General features: G+C 37.3%; 14 protein-coding genes and 1 pseudogene. 10 read left to right on the top strand and 5 right to left on the bottom strand.

Translation table 11 applies throughout. The features are described 5' to 3' along the window. Positions 1-132 precede the first annotated feature (132 nt). The 5 genes and pseudogenes from I6F65_RS06890 to I6F65_RS06870 form a co-directional block, all read left to right on the top strand. A pseudogene (locus I6F65_RS06890) lies at positions 133-513 on the top strand (ChuX/HutX family heme-like substrate-binding protein); the annotation flags it as partial. A gap of 733 nt (positions 514-1,246) precedes the next feature. Continuing rightward, positions 1,247-5,101: a S8 family serine peptidase gene (locus tag I6F65_RS06885; RefSeq protein ID WP_197112146.1), complete on the top strand. Its 3,855-nt coding sequence runs from the start codon at positions 1,247-1,249 to the stop codon at positions 5,099-5,101. A gap of 312 nt (positions 5,102-5,413) precedes the next feature. Further along, positions 5,414-6,982, top strand: coding sequence for a sensor domain-containing diguanylate cyclase (locus I6F65_RS06880; RefSeq protein WP_206018185.1), 1,569 nt, complete (start codon positions 5,414-5,416; stop codon positions 6,980-6,982). Between the two features lie 252 nt (positions 6,983-7,234). Then, complete coding sequence (locus I6F65_RS06875; protein ID WP_002959120.1) at positions 7,235-7,444, top strand: cold-shock protein; 210 nt, start codon at positions 7,235-7,237, stop codon at positions 7,442-7,444. Between the two features lie 149 nt (positions 7,445-7,593). Next, a complete protein-coding gene (locus I6F65_RS06870; protein WP_197112145.1) occupies positions 7,594-8,313 on the top strand; it encodes an ABC transporter substrate-binding protein in 720 nt (239 codons plus the stop codon). 1 nt (position 8,314) lies between these two features. Here the strand turns inward: I6F65_RS06870 and I6F65_RS06865 are convergent, their stop codons facing one another. The 3 genes from I6F65_RS06865 to udk all read right to left on the bottom strand — a co-directional run bounded on the left by I6F65_RS06865 (position 8,315) and on the right by udk (position 11,278). Beyond that, positions 8,315-9,004 (bottom strand): ABC transporter substrate-binding protein, encoded by a 690-nt coding sequence (locus tag I6F65_RS06865; protein ID WP_197112154.1) that lies wholly within the window; start codon positions 9,002-9,004, stop codon positions 8,315-8,317. A 397-nt stretch (positions 9,005-9,401) separates the two neighbouring features. Then, on the bottom strand, positions 9,402-10,628 hold the full coding sequence (locus I6F65_RS06860; RefSeq protein WP_024613088.1) for a NupC/NupG family nucleoside CNT transporter: 1,227 nt from the start codon (positions 10,626-10,628) through the stop codon (positions 9,402-9,404). 17 nt (positions 10,629-10,645) lie between these two features. Continuing rightward, positions 10,646-11,278, bottom strand: coding sequence for a uridine kinase (gene udk / locus I6F65_RS06855; protein ID WP_007583533.1), 633 nt, complete (start codon positions 11,276-11,278; stop codon positions 10,646-10,648). Positions 11,279-11,470: 192 nt separating this feature from the next. On the opposite strand from udk, the gene I6F65_RS06850 reads away from it, so the two are divergent. From I6F65_RS06850 to I6F65_RS06830, 5 genes are all read left to right on the top strand, one after another. Continuing rightward, entirely contained in the window at positions 11,471-12,703 is a 1,233-nt protein-coding gene (locus I6F65_RS06850; protein WP_166112728.1) for a phosphopentomutase, read from the top strand. Beyond that, positions 12,703-13,404, top strand: coding sequence for a purine-nucleoside phosphorylase (gene deoD / locus I6F65_RS06845; RefSeq protein ID WP_008166941.1), 702 nt, complete (start codon positions 12,703-12,705; stop codon positions 13,402-13,404). Before I6F65_RS06850 ends, deoD begins: the two co-directional genes overlap by 1 nt. Before the next feature lie 1,190 nt (positions 13,405-14,594). Beyond that, positions 14,595-15,338, top strand: coding sequence for a ferredoxin--NADP reductase (locus I6F65_RS06840; protein ID WP_166115283.1), 744 nt, complete (start codon positions 14,595-14,597; stop codon positions 15,336-15,338). Between the two features lie 91 nt (positions 15,339-15,429). Next, a complete protein-coding gene (locus tag I6F65_RS06835) occupies positions 15,430-16,284 on the top strand; it encodes a nuclear transport factor 2 family protein (protein ID WP_231613124.1) in 855 nt (284 codons plus the stop codon). Positions 16,285-16,292: 8 nt separating this feature from the next. Beyond that, positions 16,293-16,613: a hypothetical protein gene (locus I6F65_RS06830; RefSeq protein WP_197112144.1), complete on the top strand. Its 321-nt coding sequence runs from the start codon at positions 16,293-16,295 to the stop codon at positions 16,611-16,613. A 173-nt stretch (positions 16,614-16,786) separates the two neighbouring features. On the opposite strand, the gene I6F65_RS06825 is transcribed toward I6F65_RS06830, so the two are convergent. Both I6F65_RS06825 and I6F65_RS06820 read right to left on the bottom strand, forming a co-directional pair. Next, positions 16,787-17,677, bottom strand: a complete 891-nt coding sequence (locus I6F65_RS06825) for a tetratricopeptide repeat protein (RefSeq protein ID WP_024613082.1) — start codon at positions 17,675-17,677, stop codon at positions 16,787-16,789. Between the two features lie 650 nt (positions 17,678-18,327). After that, positions 18,328-19,311 (bottom strand): IS110 family transposase, encoded by a 984-nt coding sequence (locus I6F65_RS06820; RefSeq protein WP_197112143.1) that lies wholly within the window; start codon positions 19,309-19,311, stop codon positions 18,328-18,330. Positions 19,312-19,705 lie beyond the last annotated feature (394 nt).

Here is a 19,705-nt window from a genome sequence, read left to right as displayed (position 1 = left end):
AACTATCAGTTTTTTGTCAAAATATGCACGAAGAGCGAACCCAAAAAGAGATAAAGAAAAAGGACGATTAAAATGCGGCCTGAATCCAATTATCTCTTAATGTCTAACCTATGAGCACAGCCTAGGTGGGCACAAGAGATCTCTCCTATAAGTTTGCCATTTATATTTGAAACATTAAAAACACAGCAAAATGAAGTGATGATTTTTGTAAATAACGATGCCGCAGTACAAATATATTCAGGTACATTAACTAACTTAAAACAAGCAGGACCTTGGTATAACGTACTGGATGAGGACTTTAATTTACATATTAAAAGTGATGATTTTGCGCGTGCGTTTGTTGTAATAAAACCAACTGATAATGGCGAAACACTTGTTCATTCTATTGAGTTTTTTGATGAGCAAGGAAACACAGTAATGACTTTATTTGGTCGAAGGGTTGAAGGTAAAAAGCAATCAACTGATTGGGTTGAGTTATGCGAGCAACTTAAAAAAAAGAGCTTAGCTGCTTAGTTTTAACGTAATAATTATGACTTAAATATAGCGATAAATGAGTGCTGAAATTAAGCTTCGGTGCACCTTAAATTAAAGGTTGTGATGTTTATTGCTATATTTTTACTTATATTTATAAAATATTAGCTTACGAGAGATTGAGCTTACTAAGTTAAAGCCTCCCTTGTATGAAAAACATTTCCCTTAAAAGATCTACACCTTTAAAATATATGGCTAAGCTTAAGTTGTGTGTAAAACCTTAAGCTTAACTATTTTTAAAGGAGTAACAATGTTGTTCTTATAGATGAAATTTAAAGCAAAATATATTTACATAGTATACATATCTAATTAAATCGAATATGGAAACCAGCTGTGTGTAAACGAATGTAAATCCCCATTCCTGCAATAAAAAAGTATTGTGAGTAATTCACTTAGTTTTATAGAATATTGATAATGTTGTTTTGTTTTCATTAAAGTTGTTTTAAATCAATTTCTAACATGTTTTTTCTTGTGTTTTATTTTTATTCTATTTTGCTTTTTTACTAATATACCTCTTGTTTTTTTTCATACTAAAAATTAGAACTCTCATGATTCCCTATAAAAGCCTATGCACACTGGATTTACATTTTAATGACATGTGTTATCTTTCGAAAATAACCTCATTTATTTATTTTAATTTAAATCCACTTAAATTTTTTAAATAAATTATCAAAAAATAATAATTAAATGCGTATAAAAGCGCAAGGAGTGTTCAGTGAAGACCCAAGTAGCATTAGCTGTTTCAGCAGCATTATTAACAGTATCATTAAGTTCTGTAGCCGGCGGAAGCAGTGTTCATCAACAAATAGCACTCGCAAAATCAGCAGTTGATAAAACTAAAGCATCATCTAGCTCAATTACTAGCGTAGTTAAAACAGCAAAAAAAATTGTTGTTGAATCAGACCTAGCATCAGGCGAATACACTTATATTGTTCGTTTAGCCGATCTTCCTTTAGCAACCTACGATGGTAGTGTTGTTGGTTTTGCCGCTACAAGCCCTAAAATAGCTAAAAAAGAACTTTTTTCAAAATTAGCTAATAGCAAAATGAGTTCGCAACAAGTACGTAATGAATTACGTTTAGATGTTAAATCTACAGATGCAGTTCAATACACTAACTACCTTGAAGATAAACAGCAAAACTTCCTTTCTAAAGCTCGCCTTTCATTGGGTAAACAAGCAAACGTTGTATATAAATATAAAAATGCATTCAACGGTGTTGCTATGCGCTTAACTCAAGAGCAAGCTGTAAAATTAGCTGCTTTAGATGGCGTAGAATATGTTGAACGTGAACGTATGGAAACAATGGACACTGATACAGGTCCTATCCATATTGGCGCTACTCAAGTATGGCAAGGCGAAGGCAATTCAGCTACTAACATGGGTGAAGGCGTTATTATTGGTGTAATTGATAGTGGTGTAAATACAGACCATGATTCATTTGCCGATATTGGTGGTGATGGCTACAACCATACTAACCCATGGGGCGAAGGTAATTATGTAGGTGATTGTGCCGCTGATTTTGTTGAACTATGTAACGATAAATTAATTGGTGTTCGTTCATACGCAAGTGTTACTGATAACTATGACGATGTAGAAGTGTTTGGTACTACACCGCCAGCTAAAAATGGTGAAGATTACGGCGGTCACGGTTCACATACTGCAAGTACAGCAGGCGGTAATATTTTAAAAAATGTACCGTTAATTGCACTAGAAACTGGTGTATTAGAAAGTGACGGTATTGTTAATGATACATTTTCGTTTGAACAAATATCTGGTGTAGCACCGCATGCTAATATTGTTGCTTACCAAATTTGTAGCCCTGGTAATGCTGATGATAAATATACGGGTTGTCCTGGGGCAGCTATTGTTGCAGCTCTAGACGATGCAGTTGCTGATGGTGTTGATGTATTAAACTACTCTATTAGTGGTGGCGGTAACCCTTGGGCAAGTGCTACTGAACTTGGTTTTTTAGCAGCACAAGAAGCGGGTATTTTTGCCGCAGTATCTGCGGGTAACGATGGTCCAGAAGCGTACACAACATCAAAAAATGCACCTTGGTATACTGTTGTTGGTGCTTCAACGCATGGTAGATCATTAGATAGCTTTGTTACATTTAACGATGAAGCGTTTGCATATTCAAACGGCACAGGTCCTGTGTTTACTGAAATTGTAACTGCTTCTCCTATTACCTCTTTATCTGTTGATGCAAATAACTTTGAAGGCTGTAGTGCTTTCGCTGCTGATTCATTTAAAGATGCTGTTGCTGTAATTAGTCGTGGTGCATGTGCATTCTCAGATAAAGTTGCTAATGCAACTGCTGCAGGTGCTGCTGCCGTTATTGTTTACAATAATACTGATGGTGATACACGTCTTACTATGTCAGGCTTAGAAGGCACAACTATTCCTTCTGTAGCTATATCTGAAAACTCAGGTAAAGATTTATTAGATGCATTAGCTTCTACTTCAGGCATGACAATTTCTATCGACCCTGCAATCACTTTGGTTGTTGGTCAAGCTGACGATATGGCTGACTTCTCATCTCGTGGTCCTAACAGCACTACTGCTGATATTATGACTCCTTCTGTTACAGCGCCAGGCGTATCAATTTATGCAGCTTACAATGACCAAGATTTTGGTAATGATGTAACGGCTCCTTCTCCAGGTGACTTTGCCTTTTTACAAGGTACATCAATGTCAGCACCTCATACTTCAGGCGCTGGTGCGGTATTAAAATCTGCACATCCTACATGGACACCAGATAACATTCGTTCAGCATTAATGATGACGGCTACAACCGATGTACGTAAAGAAGACGGTTCAACACCAGCTGACGTATTTGATATGGGCTCAGGTAGTATTCGCGTTAATTTAGCGACTAATACGGGTCTAATCATGGATGAAACGTTTGGTAACTACATGAAGGCAAACCCAGCAACGGGCGGCGTTCCTTTATCACTAAACATTCCTTCAATGACAAATACACAATGTATTGATACGTGTACTTGGACTCGTACATTTACAGCAACTAAAGATGCTAACTGGATTGCAACGCCAGTATCAACATCTAATAATATGTCATTAACTGTTTCACCAACTAGCTTTGATATTAAAGCAGGCGAAACACAAACAGTAACGGTAACTGCTGATGTAAGCGCATCTGCTGCAGATGTATGGAACTTTGGTAGCCTTGAACTAACTTCAGCCGGTTTACCAGATGCTCATTTACCGATTTTAGTGCAAGTAGCTGAAAGCAACTTACCAGCAGCATTATCGGTAGCGGCATCACGCTCAAGCGGTACTTACACATTTACAGATTTAATGTCTAAGAGTTTAAGTAATATTGAAGTTGGTGTGTTTGATAAAAGCTCTGACTTAGTTGAGCCACAAACAGTATTTGTTGAAGATGGTGATTTAGACTTTATAGTACTTACTTTTGATGAAGTTGTACCAAATGTTGTATTTAGTACTTCATCAGCAACTGCGCCTGATATAGATTTACGAGTTTTAGATGGCGAGTTTAATAACATTGGTAGCAGTGCTGGTCCTAACTCAAACGAGTCAGTTACTTTCCTTAACTTACCAGCAGATACTTACTACATTGTTGCAGACAGCTTTACTGCATCAGCACCAGATGCTATTGATGAAGTTGTAATTAGTGCAGCGTCAATCTTAACAAATGAAGATTCTAAGAGTGATACTGTTAGCGCTAGTGTTGAAGAAAGTAATGGTTCATTTGACTTAACGGTTACATGGTCTGATAACGTAAGTAGCAGCTCATTACTATCATTAAAATCAGGTGATGGCTCTACAGAAGTACAAATTCCATTAACAGTATCGTTTGCAGATGATGAAGTAATTGAAACTGTATCTGACGAGATAAAAGCTGAAAGCCAAGTAATAATGCCTGGTGATGCTCAATCTGTTAGCTTTGATATTGAGCCAAACTTTACCAATGCTGATAAGGTTTACACATTAAAAGCAATGGTTACAGAGGGACAAGAAATAGCTAACGTTGATAACGATGGCGTTGTAACTGAAAACACCGTTGAGTGGACTGTTACACGTGTAGCGGGTGAGTCAACAGAGACTATGACAGTGGGCTTTGATTTAATTCCTAGACAGTCAGGAACTAACAAAGAACTAGTGTTAACTAATACAATTGATGGCAGTACAGTTGAATCTACTTATAGCTTTGGCGTTGTAGAAGTAGCACCAGTAGCTGCAGCTAACGATGTATCAAGTGCACGAGAAGGCACTAGCGTAACTATGGATGGCTCTATCTCTAGCGATGCTAACAACGATGCATTAACTTACGCTTGGAAACAGTTATCAGGAACCCCAGTTAGCTTAAGTGGTAGTGATTCATCAATTAGCTTTGAAGCACCACAAGTTTCTGGTGATGAAGTAATTGCTTTCCAACTAGAAGTTAGTGATGGAAACGGTAACTCAGATACAACAGTAGCAACTGCAACTATTACAGAAAACAAAGGTAGTAGTGGTTCATTCGGTTGGTTAATAGCATTATTAACTCCTGTGTTATTTGCTCGTCGCAGAAAAAATAACTTATAATTTTTATTAATAAATAAAACTTTATAAACAAAAGCCATTAACATTGCGTTAATGGCTTTTTTAGTTTGCTTATCTTTAAATTTATTTATAGGTTTAAAAACTAAATGCAAAAATTTTACTCTATCTACTTATACAGCACTCAAGCGTGATCATTTACAAAGCTTCAAATTATTAATCAAATACATGTGTAACTTTAATGTTAATATTTGATGTGTAAATGTTCGCATAATATTATTTTAACCGTTATAATTGAATGTTTTATACACATTTATTAGCGTCAGTAACTTTAACTTCGCTTTGGAAGATAACACTTTGCGGTATAGACTATTACCTGCTTTAAACCTCCGACTTCTTATTTTACTTTTAGCGTTAACGGCTTCTTTGAGCACTCTTGTAAGTGGTTTTTATTCGACTTACCAAGTACAAAAAGAGCAATTAATAAATTATACGCTCAAAAGTAATTACGCTTACGCCAGAAAATTAGCCTCTGCAACTGACAGCTTTTTAGAAGCCGCAATGCAACAAGTCGCTTATTCTGCAAAAATAGTAGAACAACAAATTGAAGACGATAATTTGTTAAAACAAGAAGTCATTCGGTTAAATCTCCAAACAAATAGTTTTAACTCTGTTGTTATTAATAAGGGCGGAATTGTTGTCGCTACTTCCCCTGAGCTTCCTGAACTAATCAATCAGCCTATTTCATCTACCGGTGCACTCCAGGCTGCAAAAGAAAAACGACCTTTAATTAGTAATCCTTATATGTCGGTTGCAGGAAATTTAATCATCTTTATTTCGCATCCATTATTTAATACCCAAGGTGATTATTTAGGTTATATAGGCGGGACTTTATATTTGAATGAGCCAAATACTTTAAATAACTTACTTGAGCAGCATTACTATCGACAGGGAACATACATCTATGTAATAGATGCGAATAAACGCATTCTTTATCACCCTGACCCTAAATATGTTGGTTTATATGCGGGGGATAACTCTATTATTAATAGCGTTATAGCAGGTAAGGCTGGTACTTCTGAGACGACAAACAGACAAGGTGAAGGAATGCTAGCGGGTTTTGCACCTGTTACGCGTGCAAAGTGGAGAATTGTAGCGCAGCGCTCTGTTAGAGCCACACTCACTTCGCTTGATTTACTGATAGTTGAAGTAATTAAACGTACCTTACCTCAAGCTATTATTACTTTTATTTTAATAGGCTTTTTTGCTCACTTTATTTCAAGACCGCTTAAACAACTTGCTGATAGAGTAAATACCCTTGATGATCCTGTAAGTTTTGAAAAGCTCAAAAATGTTAAATCGTGGTATTTTGAAAGCCAAAGATTAAAGCTTGCGATGCTTAAAGGTGTCAATATTTTACAAATGCAAATAGGGCAATTACGCCACGATGCAGAAACAGACCCTTTAACCAATACCCATAACCGTAGAAGCTTAAATGGTTTGCTTAACCAACTTATGGTTAAACAAACACCGTTTGCGCTTTTAGAAATTGATATTGATTTTTTTAAGCGTGTAAACGATACCTTTGGGCATGGCGTTGGCGACGAAGCACTTAAATCACTCACTAACATAATTAAAAACTTGTCACGAAAAGACGATATTGTTGCTCGAATTGGTGGCGAAGAGTTTGTGCTTGTTTTACCTAATGAAAGCAGTGAAAGTGCTTTAAAAATAGCTGAACGACTGCGCATGACCGTTGAATCAACAAATATGAAAACCATTGGCTTTATTACTATTTCTATTGGGATTGCAACATGGCCTAAGCATAGTAATGATATAGACCAAGTATATAAATGTGCAGATAAAGCGCTTTATCACGCAAAAGAGCATGGTCGAAACCGTTGTATAGTGGCACAAGGAGATTAAAGTTAGCCTTTTAAAGGTTTAATATTTTAATTAGCCCTGAGCTTAAATATTACTCTATAAGTACTTGACATACATTTTTAATTCTATATAGTAAGCCGCAGCTAGAAAGAAAGCATGTAAGCTATAAATCTCCATTTCGATGTTGTATAAGTAATACTTGTAGTACCGTCCTGAAGTTTTTAAAGTACCATCTCATTTTTTGCTACACCCGCTCATATGAGCATATTTTTTATTTTATATCAGGATATTACAATGTCTAACATCGTATCAGGTACAGTTAAGTGGTTTAATGAGTCTAAAGGTTTTGGTTTCATCGAGCAAGAAAATGGTCCAGACGTTTTCGCACATTTCTCAGCAATCAAAAGCGAAGGTTTCAAAACTTTAGCTGAAGGCCAACGTGTAGAGTTTACTCTTTCACAAGGTCAAAAAGGTCCACAAGCTGATAACATCACAGCTGTATAATTTTACTTTTTAAGTAAAATGAAAAAAAGCGCTTAAGGCGCTTTTTTTGTGTCTAAAATTTGACTGTTAGCTACCGGAGTCTATTATTTAAGGATATAAATTAACTCGGTAAAACTCCCATTCTCAAATGTATTCTTTTCCTCGTTGTTTTGTTTACGGCTCATACCTTAAAGGCTGAGAGTTTTAAACTTATTATCTACACAGAACACTTTGCACCTTATAACTTTAAAAATGACAGTGGTCAGCTCGTTGGTATTAATCTTGATATTATAAAAAGCGTGTGTGTATCAGCTCAAATAATATGCGAGTTCCAATTGTTTCCTTGGAAGCGGGCTTATAGCTCTGCTCAAAAAAATCCCCATTCTGCAATAATCTCAATAGCTAAAACCAATATTCGTGAGCCTTTATTTAATTGGGTTGGACCACTTGCATCTAGCCAAACTTTTTTCTATAAGCTAAAAACTAATCAACAACTCACAATGAGTAATTTAAAAGATGCAAAGCAGTACTCTTTAGGAATAGTTAGAGGTGATATATATGAATCGTTAGTAGATAAAATAGGTTTTAAAGTGGGTGAAAATTTACTAACATTTGGAGAAGAAAACCAATATATGAATTTGTTTTTAAAAAAGAAAATAGATCTTATTTTAGGTTCTGAATTTACTATTAAGTATCAACTCGAACCCTTTGGTTATAAAGTAAGTGATGTAGTGAGGCTTCAAGAGCTACCTATTCCTGAAGTAACAGGAAATTACATCGCATTTAATAAGTCAGTTCCTGATCATATTATAAAACGCTTTAACAAAGAGTATAAAAAGTTAAAAATGAAAGATAGTTTTGCAGTGTATAAGCACCGCTATATTTACTAACCTATTTTTTGTAAGGCAACTCTTTTGCTTGTTTTACTGACATAAATGCAGCTTGTAATGCTTTAATTAAATGAGGATCTGTTTGTTTATTTGCCGCCAGGTAGGCGTCTACAGTTAACTCATCTATTTTATAAATAAAGTTTAAATGCCCTTTTTTTAGTCCTAAGTAGTCGCTCATTTGCTGCATATAAAGGGGATCGTCTACAATTAAATCTACTTTTTTAGCGAGTAGTAAATCATATGATTTTTGAATGTCACTTGTTAGCACCACTTCAAAACCATACTTTAAAAGGGTTTGCGTAGAAAAGTCATTTCGTTGCATGGCGATTTTATAGCGCTTAGCTTGTTCTAGTGTCTCAACACTAATATCTAAACGCTCAGAAAGAGTAATAAAGCCCATATAAAACTTACCTACAGGTGCTATCCAATAAAACTCGTCTTCTCTTTCCTTAGTGCGTGCTAGGCTATATATAAAGGTGTTTTTTATCTCACTAGCAACCTTATAGGCACGTGCCCAAGGATACATACGAATGTCAGGTGTTAACTTTGCTGCGTCAAATAAACCTCTAACAGACTCTGTAACTATGCCGTTTACTTTACCATTAACCAAGGTTTGGTTAGGTGGAGATAATTCAGTAACAACAAGAAAAGTCTCTTTTGCCTGACTAAATACAGCGCTCACTAAACACATAAGATAAAAAAGATATTTCAAAATAGAGAGCCATTTTTAGTTAATATAACAAGTAATAAGTGTGGCTTAAAATATTAAAAACACAAAACAGAGAGAGTAATAAAATGAGTTCTATACGTTGATTTATAAAATATTGATACAGAGCAGAGGGTAGAGCGGTGCAGAGAGGATTGCTGAGAATAACCAAATAACGAAGTTTTTATCTTATTACATATACGATTTACTTACCTTAAAAAAGCACACTTAATTAAGCTAACTGGCATTAAAATATAAAGCCCTAAAACGATAAAAGGGCCTTGCGGCCCTTGGTGAAGTATCGTTCAAATCAGATAGTGCTTTAACCCCTTAAAGCGCTATCCTATTGTTTTGCAACACCGGTGTTCGTCTCAATAAGTTTCTAAGCTAGCGAGAGGAAAAACCCAGCAATTGCTGCGCTCATAAGGTTAGCCATAGATCCTGCTAACACTGCTCTGAGCCCTAAGCGTGCGATATCCTTTCGCCGACTAGGCGCCATACCGCCTAACCCACCTAGTAAAATGGCTATCGATGATAAGTTAGCAAACCCACATAAAGCAAAAGTAACGATTGCCTGTGTGTGCGCGCTTAACGTATCGCGATAATTTATAAAGTCTAAGTAAGCAACAAACTCATTTACTACTATCTTTTGACCAATAAAGCTGCCGGCTATAATCGCTTCATCCCATGGCACACCTAGTAACCATGCAACTGGAGCAAATACATAACCTAATATTTCTTGAAGCGTTAATGTTGGGTAATCAAACCACCCGCCAATACCGCCTAATAAACCGTTTAATAGTGCAATTAGCGCTACAAAAGCAAGTAACATTGCACCTACATTAAGTGCTAAATGCATACCGTTTGCAGCACCTGATGCAGCTGCATCAATTACATTTACAGGCTTATCTTCGTCATCTAAATCTAAATCAGCTAAGTTATCTCTAGGCGTTTCAGTTTCTGGCACAATCATTTTTGCCATTAAGAAACCACCTGGTGCAGCCATAAAGCTCGCTGCTATTAAATACTTAAGATCTACGCCAATAATTACGTAACCGGCCATTACAGAGCCTGCTACAGTGGCTAAGCCACCTACCATTACTGCAAACAATTCCGATTTTGTCATCGTTGCTATAAATGGCTTAACTATTAACGGTGCTTCAGTTTGGCCAACAAAAATATTTGCCGTTGCTGAAAGCGATTCTGTGCGAGAGGTCTTCAATAATTTTTGTAAACCACCGCCTAAAATCCTAATTATCCAATCCATAATGCCAAGGTGATATAACACAGCAACAAGCGCTGAGAAAAACACGATAACGGGCAAAACTTGAATTGCAAAAATAAAACCTAATGTGTCTTGTGAGGCGAGTGGACCAAATAAAAACCCAATACCATCATTAGCATAACCAATTACGGATGAAACGCCTTTCGATACACTTGTTAATACATCTTTGCCTGCTTCAAAAAACAGTACAAAACCGCCAATGATAACTTGCAGAGCAAACGCTATACCAACGGTTCTTAAATTAATTGCCTTGCGATTAGTTGACGCAGCAAAGGCAATGCTTAGTAGCACACACATGCCTACTAAGCTCATAAATGTTGTCATACAAATGTTTCCCGTTGTTATTCTTGTAGTAAATATTTAATTTTACTTTTTATTATATCAATCGCAACGCGGTTCATGCCGCCTCGAGTCACAACTAAATCAGCGTTATGCTTAGAAGGCTCAATGAATTGATAAAACATCGGTCTAACAGTTGCTTGATACTGCTCAACAACAGATTGTAATGTTCTGCCTCGTTGTTCCATATCACGTTGCATACGACGCATTAAACAAATATCTAAAGGTGTGTCTATAAACACCTTAATATCAAATTCTTTATTAAGCGCTTTATCACTCAATAGTAAAATACCTTCAACAATGAGTATTTTAGCAGCAGGCACTCGACGTGTAGTTGCGCTACGTGTGTGCTGTGCATAATCATAAGTTGGTACTTCAACTGAGTTACCACAACGAAGTTGCGTTAAATGCTCAAGCATTAACGCGTGTTCAAATGCATCTGGATGGTCGTAATTTGTTTGCGTACGATGAGCCATCGGCAAATGCGACTGATCCTTGTAATAAGCATCTTCTTCAATAATGGCGATAGCGCCTGGTTCAAGCTCATTAACCAGTTCATTGTAAATTGTTTGGCTAAAAAGAGATTTGCCCGACGCCGATGCGCCCGCAATGGCTATAATAGTAGTTCGTGTCACTAAAGTTCTCATCCACACAGAAAGATATATTGTTGGTAGATCACAATAGCAAAAAAGACACGATTAATCTCTTTTGCTTCGCTCAAGAGTGCAAATTTATAATGTTTAGGTTTTATGAAACAGGACTTTTGTCCTGTACGGAAAATTCCAAGAGCGGATAAAGTAACCACCTAGAAACAAAGTGAGGTCAAAATGGCAAGAGCAATTATTTTAATGGCAGATAGCCTAGGAATCGGTGCAGCACCAGATGCAGATAAATTCGGCGATCTTGGGGCTAATACATTCGCTCACTTATTAAAAGCATATTACGACGAAACAGGCAGTGCACTGTCGCTTCCTAATTTATCTAAACTAGGATTAGTGGATGCATGTGAAGCTGCCGGTGGAGAAACCTGTTTAGTATCTGACCGCCAAGCACCAGAAGGTGCATGGGGTTACGCTAAAGAAATTTCTAGCGGAAAAGACACACCATCAGGTCACTGGGAAATGGCAGGCGTGCCTGTATTGTTTGAGTGGGGATATTTCCCAAAAACACAGCCAAGTTTCCCACAAGAATTTATAGACGAGTTTATTGCTCGTACAGGTATTCCTGGCATTTTAGGCAATTGCCATGCATCAGGAACAACCATTTTAGAACAGCTAGGTGAAGAACACGTAAAAACAGGTAAACCAATCTGTTACACCTCAGCTGATAGCGTGTTTCAAATAGCCGCGCATGAAGAGTCATTCGGTCTAGAAAAGCTTTATCAAGTCTGCGAAATCGCACGGGCGCTACTTGATGAAATGAATATAGGACGAGTGATTGCGCGGCCATTTTTGGGTTCAAATAGTCAAGACTTTGCCCGTACGGGTAATCGTCGTGATTATTCAGTACTTCCGCCAGCACCAACATTGCTAGATGTACTAGCAAAAGACGGCGGCGAAGTAATTAGTATTGGTAAAATTTCAGATATTTACGCGCATCAGGGCATAACCCAAAAGCACAAAGCACCAGGGCTTATGAACTTGCTAGAAAAAACCAGCGAAGTAATGAAAAGCGCGCCAGATCACAGCTTAATTTTTACTAATTTAGTTGATTTTGATGAAAAATTTGGCCATCGACGTAATCCAGTAGGATACGCAAAAGCATTAAAAGAATTTGATGACTATTTACCAACTATACTAAGCCAGTTAAACGCAGATGATGTATTGTTGATCACTGCAGATCACGGCTGTGACCCAACCTTTCCAGGTTCTGAGCACACCCGTGAATACGTACCCGTTATTGCATACCAACCAGGTATGAGTAACACACCATTAGGTGAACGCAACAGCTTTGCAGATATAGGTCAAACACTGGCTCAGTGGTTTAACTTATCTGCGCTTGATTACGGCGATAGCTTTTTAAATAAGCTAACAACGCCAACTAAAAAGGAAAACAATTAATGAGTACTCCGCATATCAGTGCAAACGTTGGTGATTTCGCCGAAACAGTATTAATGCCAGGCGATCCGCTACGTGCGCAATATATTGCTGAAAACTTTTTAGATGATGCAGTACAAGTTACAGGCGTTCGTAACATGTACGGTTTTACTGGTACTTATAAAGGTAAACCAGTAAGCATTATGGGTTCAGGCATGGGCATTCCATCAATGTCTATTTATGCACGTGAGCTAATTGTAAGCTTTGGCGTTAAAAATATTATACGTATTGGTACGTGTGGCGGTATTGGTACCGACATTAAAATTCGTGACGTGATTTTTGCACAAGGTGCAAGCACCGATTCAAACGTAAACCGTGCACGTGTGCGTGGTTGTGATTTTGCAGCAATTGCAGACTTTGACCTACTTTTAAACGGCGTAAACGCAGCTAAAGAGCTTGGTATTAAAGCTAAAGTTGGTAACGTATTTACTACCGACACATTCTACCAAGCAGACGACTCGTTCTATAAAGATTTAGACAAGTTAGGTATGTTAGCAGTAGATATGGAAACAGCTGGTTTATACGGCGTTGCAGCTGAGTACGGCGCAAAAGCAATGGCATTATTCACAGTAAGTGATCATGTGATCACTGGCGAAGCAACACCAGCTGACGAACGTCAAAGCACGTTTAACGAAATGGTTAAAATTGCATTAGAGTCTATCTAATCTTAGCAATTGAATTAGCAAACAGTTCCTTGGTAACGTATTCACTAAGTTTTGGAGACACGCCCAAAGTGAAGTGAGACTAAACCTCCAAAGCCGCATTTATTGCGGCTTTTTTTATGCCTGAAGAAAATCATTTATTACAAACTATATTCCAAATTACATTCCAGATATAAAACCTCACCTACCAAAACACAAACACCAAACCCGTAGGTGTGATTTTACATCGCGCTCATGTAACGTGGCTTCAACGCTTAACGCCTCAATGCATTAAAAACGAGGTATAAAACCTCACCTACAAAAATGCAAACACCGACCCCGTAGGTGCGATTTTACATCGCGCTCATGTAACATGGCTTCAATACTTCAACGCATTAATAGCGAGGTATAAAACCTCACCTACTAAAACACAAACACCAAACCAGTAGGTGCGATTTTACATCGCGCTCATGTAACGTGGCTTCACGCTTTAACGCTTTAACGTCTTAAAGTAAAAGCGAGGTATAAAACCTCACCTACTAAAACATAAACACCGAACCCGTAGGTGCGATTTTACATCGCGCTCATGTAACGTGGCTTCAATGCACCAATGCATTAAAAGCGAGGTATAAAACCTCACCTACCAAAACATAAACACCGAACCTGTAGGTGCGATTTTACATCGCGCTCATGTAACGTGGCTTCAATGCTCCAATGCATTAAAAGCGAGGTATAAAACCTCACCTACCAAAACACAAACACCGAACCCGTAGGTGCGATTTTACATCGCGCTCATGTAACGTGGCTTTAATGCTTTAAAAGCGAGGTATAAAACCTCACCTACTAAAACGTAAACACCGAACCCGTAGGTGCGATTTTACATCGCGCTCATGTAACATGGCTTCAATGCTTCAATGCATTAAAAGCGAGGTGTAAAACCTCACCTACCAAAACACAAACACCAAACCCGTAGGTGCGATTTTATATCGCGCTCATGTAACGTGGCTTCACGCTTCAGCGCATTAAAAGCGAGGTATAAAACCTCACCTACTAAAACACAAACACCGAACCCGTAGGTACGATTTTACATCGCGCTCTTTACTTAATTTTCTCCTATAAGTCTCTATCACTTAATGCTAATGTTTAACTTATAAAATGCACCTCTAAAGTAAGCAACTTTATTGGATTTGAATAGCTGAACTCTGGAGTCAAATATGTCTAACTGGGTTGATGCAAAAGTAAAAAATGTAACATGGTGGAGTGAAACACTTTTTAGCTTAACGGTTCATGCCGATGTAGAGCCATTTAAAGCAGGGCAGTTTACAAAGCTTTCAATAATGGATGGCGACAAACGCATAGCGCGTGCTTATTCATACGTAAACGCGCCCGAAAATCCTGACCTAGAGTTTTATCTTATTAACGTAGCTGATGGACTTTTATCGCCTTGCTTAGCTAAATTGCAACCTGGAGATACCGTATTAATTGAACGCCGAGCCACCGGCTTTTTTACTCTTGACGAAATACCACAAAGCGAGCAGCTTTGGATGCTCAGTACAGGCACAGCAATTGGTCCATTTTTATCAATGCTGCAGCAACCCGAAGTGTGGGAAAAGTATCAGCATATAAACTTAGTGCATGGTGTACGCTTTAATAATGATTTAAGTTACCAAGCGCTTATTAACGAGCTTTTAAAAGTATATCCCGATAAGTTTAACTATATTCCTGTTGTAAGCCGTGAGGAGCCATTACAAGGGCTTAATGGGCGAATAACTAACGCTATTGCCAACAACACTTTATTTACGCACGTAAAACTAGAGCCAACACCTAATAATGCTCAATTTATGATTTGCGGCAACCCACAAATGGTAAAAGATACAACTGAGCTTCTTATAGGTAAAAACTTTAAACGAAACCGACGCAGAGAGCCTGGCCATATAACAGTCGAACAGTACTGGTAAGGGTTTTGTGCGTACATAATCACTACCCGCAAACTCTAAAATTTGCTATGTTGCACCACATTACGCGTTTAGTGTTTATATTAGGAAAGTTATGAAACCGTTACCAATTATTTTAGCTGCATTAATCACCACCGTAGCATTAATTACTTATGCCGCAGATCAGCAACCTGAGCCAAACGAGCCTGAACAAAAAAGTACAGAGCAAGCTGTTGTCCAAAAAGAAAATGTGACTAACGAAGATAAAAATACGCAAAACAGCAACACGCAAAGCGTTAGCGCAGAGGTTGAGAAACCTCAAAAAGTAGAATCGACTTCAGAACCCATAACTAAAAGCACTAATATTGATAAAACAGATGCTGATAAAAAAGTAGACGATAAACTAAATACAATTGAATACACAGCACCTGAGCTTAAAAAGCCTGTAATCGACACCACTAAAGCAGACGATTCAAAAGTATTAGGTAACGAAACACCAAAGCCAGTAGAAAAACCTAAAAATAAAATAGAAAAAGCAGTTGCGGTAGCCGAAGCTGAAAAAGCAGTTACACAAGCAAAAGAAGCACTCACCGTTAAGCAACAAACTAAAGCTAAACAATCACGCGAATCACTCGCAGTGGTAGAACAATTAGTTAAAGCATACAACGCACGTAACATAGAAGAATTTATTCGAGTATATGATGAGGACGTAGAGTTTTATATTTTCCCAGATGAGCTATTATTTAAAGGAAAGGAAAAACTAATAGCACGTTACGGGCTTATGTTTAAAAAACTAAAGTGTATTCACTCATCACCAATTAAGCGCATAGTGCATGGTGATATAGTAATAGATCACGAGCTATCAGAAACCTGTTCAACCGATGAAAAGGTGATAGATAAGCGCTCAGAACTCATTTCGAGCTATCAAGTTAAAAATGGTAAAATAATACGCGTATTATTTTTTAGATAAGGGTTAATATGCAAGTAAGCGACGAGAAAAAAATTCATTTAATGTACCGAGTCGAACCGGGCTGTTTGGGTCCTGATGGCGTAAACCATATTGAAGATTTTTGTCGCTTTGCTAATAAGCATATTAAGTCACCTTACTACAGTCAGTTTGTATTTTTACCGCGTTACGATAAACAAAAAAATGAACGTCAATATAGCGTAAATAGCCGTAACTTATCGCAAGTTCAAGCAAAGGCTTATTTAAATCACTTTGAAATACATATAGATCATTTTGAAGAACAACTAGACGAATTAATCGCTAAATCAATTGATTTATACTTTAAGCGTTAACGCTTAAAGTATTTTCATCACTTATACCTTTCTGCTAACCATCAACATCTATATTTACCCAGCGCGATATAAAATCGCACCTACAAAAAAAGGGCCTAAGCCCTTTTATGTTTATACTATTTTTTTGTATAGCTCAATTTAGCAAGCTAACAAAGCAATAATTTAATAGCGTGTTAAACCTGCTCGCCTTCAACAATAGTATTAAAGCTATCGTTGTCGTGTAAGCTTGCAAACGCACTTTCGTGCAATAGCTCATTACGTAAGTTAGGTGAGTAGTCTAATGCCATTTTTATATCGGCTAGTGCATCGGCATGTTTATGTGTAAGTGCATAAGCACAAGCTCGTTGCCAGTACGCATAACCATAGTCACTGTCTATATCAATAGCTTGGTTGCAAAGCTCAATAGCTTGGGCTGTCTCGTTTATTTCAAGTAATGCATCGGCTTTATACGCAATTGCTTCTACGTCTTCTGGCTTGCGTTTCAAAATTTCGTCAAAAATTTCAATTTTATTTGCAAAATCACTTTCTAAATTTGCACGCATCCACAATGAATGAACCTCGTTAGTAACCGAAATACGTTCTTGGTTGCTGAGTATTTCTTCAGAACGTACACGTAGTTTTTCTTCAAGAATTTTTAATCGGTCTTCATATTCATCAGTAATTACACTTACTCGTGTATTTACAATGTCTTCTACTTTATTTTTAACATCGCGCAGCGAGTTCCAACCAACTAATACCAAAATAGATGCAGTTGCGGTAATAATAAAAAATACATTATTAATAGTGTCGGTAGTGTACGTAATCGCACGATCGGCAGTATCTAGTTGCGCGTGGGTAACTTGTTTAGTTACATCTTCACGAAGTTTTTGCTGATCTTGGCGTACGGCTTTAAGTTCATCTAAAACATAACGCTCAAGAAGCGGTTTATACATAGGCTCTTTTAATTGGTCTAGGGCTTGTTGTTTGTCTTGTTCAGTAAGAGCGTCTGCTCTTTGCTCTGCTGCACTGGTAATGCCCGAAAAAAATGTAAAACAAATAAAAAGTAGTGATATGTAATAACGCATTCGTACGCCTAATTTAATTAATTGCAATAGCAACTTTAACATGCACGACCAAAAGTCACTAGAGCTGGGGGGCGTTTATATGTGTAAGCTAAATTAACTTGAGCGTGGTATTTATCGCAGAGGCAAAGTGATATAGCAAAGTTGGCTACATTTAATACGTTAATGCTTTAACATAAAAAATAAGCAAAAAAAAACCAGTTCAAAATGAACTGGCTAAAACTGCTTAAAACAACAAAAGTTGCAGGGATTCACAGGAGAGAAACTACATACTAACTAAATTTAGCTGAACAATTACTTAACTTAATTCAATTAGTTAAAAATAACGGGATACATTAAACAATGTGTAAAAAGTAAAGGTGCATTGGGCTTATTTAATGCACCTTTAATAACTACAATTTCATGGTGAAGGGGGGTATTCCAATGTGCGATTTGGTAAAACCAAAGCCACTTTCAAACCCTTCACATACCATTACGCCGGCATTTTCAAATTCGATCAGTCTTTATCAATAAGTAATTAAATAATGCAAAAGTATATCCGTAGGTGCGATTTTACATCGCGCTCATGTAACTGCATGTCACAGATCTTTATATCCAATTTTAAGAATATGATTTGTAGATACCATCTCTCATTTTAAGCTTCAAGGTCGTATTTAACTTTCTTGGAGCTTAAACGCTTCTTGGTTTTTTATTACACCAAAACATATATGAATTAGCTTTCGCATATTTGCACACACAGCTTGCATCGGTGTTTTACCATTATTTATTAACGTTAACTTATGTCGTTTTATTGTTTTATTCCATTGCCCAGCAACAATGGCTGCCATATAAAGTTTACATCGAATTCTGGCTGGCCCAAGTTTACTGATTGATGTTCGCCCTTTTAATTTACCCGATTCATTATGCCGTGGGATTAATCCACAATAAGCCGCCGCTTCTTTGGCTTTATTAAATTTTTTAGCCGCAAATAAATACGTCAGCTCTCTCGATAATACGGGCCCAATGCCAGGGATAGACTCAAGTAGTTTCCTGTTTCTTTTTAAATCAGGTTCATTATCTATGTGGTTATCAATGTCAGATTTAAGCTGTTTAATTTCATTATCTAAAAACGCGATTGTCACTTTTATCGATTGGCAAACACGCGCGGAAACGTTGCTGAATTCACTTGCTTCTAATCGGTTAGCTTCTCGTTGTCGGTTACTCTCAAGCGCATCTAAACGACGAATAAGGGCTTTAAGCTCTCTAATTTCTAATGCATCAGGTTGCCAATAATTAACGACTGCGTGCTTAGCACAGCCATAATGAGCGAGCATCGTTGCATCAGATTTGTCTGTTTTATGAATTATGTTTAAAGCGTCTGCATACTTTTTAGCTTTACCAGGATTCGCTAAAATAATATTAAAGCCTTGCTCGTGTAAAAAATACATCAGCGCCTCATGATAAACACCCGTTGGTTCGAGTGTGATAACGAGCTCACTAGCAGCGCTTTTTGTTGTATTTAAAAGCCATTTTTCTATTGCTAAAAAGTCTTGGCGCTTGTTTTTAAAGACTTTTGTTTTAATTTTATTTGTAAGCTGGTCTCTCAACCATGATAAATCAATCTTCTCTTTGCTAATATCAATGCCGATAAACATCATCTCTACTTACTCCCCTTGTACATACAGCATCTACTTAAATAAAAGTGTGCTTGGATACCATTCAGTTTCTGAGAATAGAAAGTCAGGGCTTTATCTACCGAGCAGTATTAAATACTAGACGTCGAGGCAAGCTCACTGACTTCGATGTGATAAATGATAGCTAATCATTTATCAATGAGAGATACAAGACGTCGAGCTTGCTCACGTTAGAAGCGTAGCTTCTCAGTGTTTAGGTATAGAGTTTTGTATATATAGTTTGATGTATATGTGGCTTAACAATTTTGTAAAAGCGTTGCTTTTAAATGCCAGCAAGCAGTGCATCACAGATCTTTAGACCAAAGTGCCTATTTTAATCACGCATAAAAAAACGGCGCTAAATTTAGCGCCGTTTTTA

The sequence above is a fragment of the Pseudoalteromonas sp. SWXJZ94C genome, from assembly GCF_015864385.1.
In the GTDB taxonomy this organism is placed as follows: Bacteria; Pseudomonadota; Gammaproteobacteria; order Enterobacterales; family Alteromonadaceae; genus Pseudoalteromonas.
Note: the sequence above shows the minus strand (reverse complement) of the source record. Positions and strands in the feature narration are given on the sequence as shown.

Bases quoted from the DNA above. Each gene is read 5' to 3' on its own strand.
- I6F65_RS06875 (WP_002959120.1), top strand. From the start codon at position 7,235: ATGTCTAACATCGTATCAGGTACAGTTAAGTGGTTTAATGAGTCTAAA.
- I6F65_RS06865 (WP_197112154.1), bottom strand. From the start codon at position 9,004: ATGTGTTTAGTGAGCGCTGTATTTAGTCAGGCAAAAGAGACTTTTCTT.
- I6F65_RS06860 (WP_024613088.1), bottom strand. From the start codon at position 10,628: ATGACAACATTTATGAGCTTAGTAGGCATGTGTGTGCTACTAAGCATT.
- I6F65_RS06850 (WP_166112728.1), top strand. From the start codon at position 11,471: ATGGCAAGAGCAATTATTTTAATGGCAGATAGCCTAGGAATCGGTGCA.
- deoD (WP_008166941.1), top strand. From the start codon at position 12,703: ATGAGTACTCCGCATATCAGTGCAAACGTTGGTGATTTCGCCGAAACA.
- I6F65_RS06840 (WP_166115283.1), top strand. From the start codon at position 14,595: ATGTCTAACTGGGTTGATGCAAAAGTAAAAAATGTAACATGGTGGAGT.
- I6F65_RS06835 (WP_231613124.1), top strand. From the start codon at position 15,430: ATGAAACCGTTACCAATTATTTTAGCTGCATTAATCACCACCGTAGCA.
- I6F65_RS06830 (WP_197112144.1), top strand. From the start codon at position 16,293: ATGCAAGTAAGCGACGAGAAAAAAATTCATTTAATGTACCGAGTCGAA.
- I6F65_RS06825 (WP_024613082.1), bottom strand. From the start codon at position 17,677: ATGCGTTATTACATATCACTACTTTTTATTTGTTTTACATTTTTTTCG.
- I6F65_RS06820 (WP_197112143.1), bottom strand. From the start codon at position 19,311: ATGATGTTTATCGGCATTGATATTAGCAAAGAGAAGATTGATTTATCA.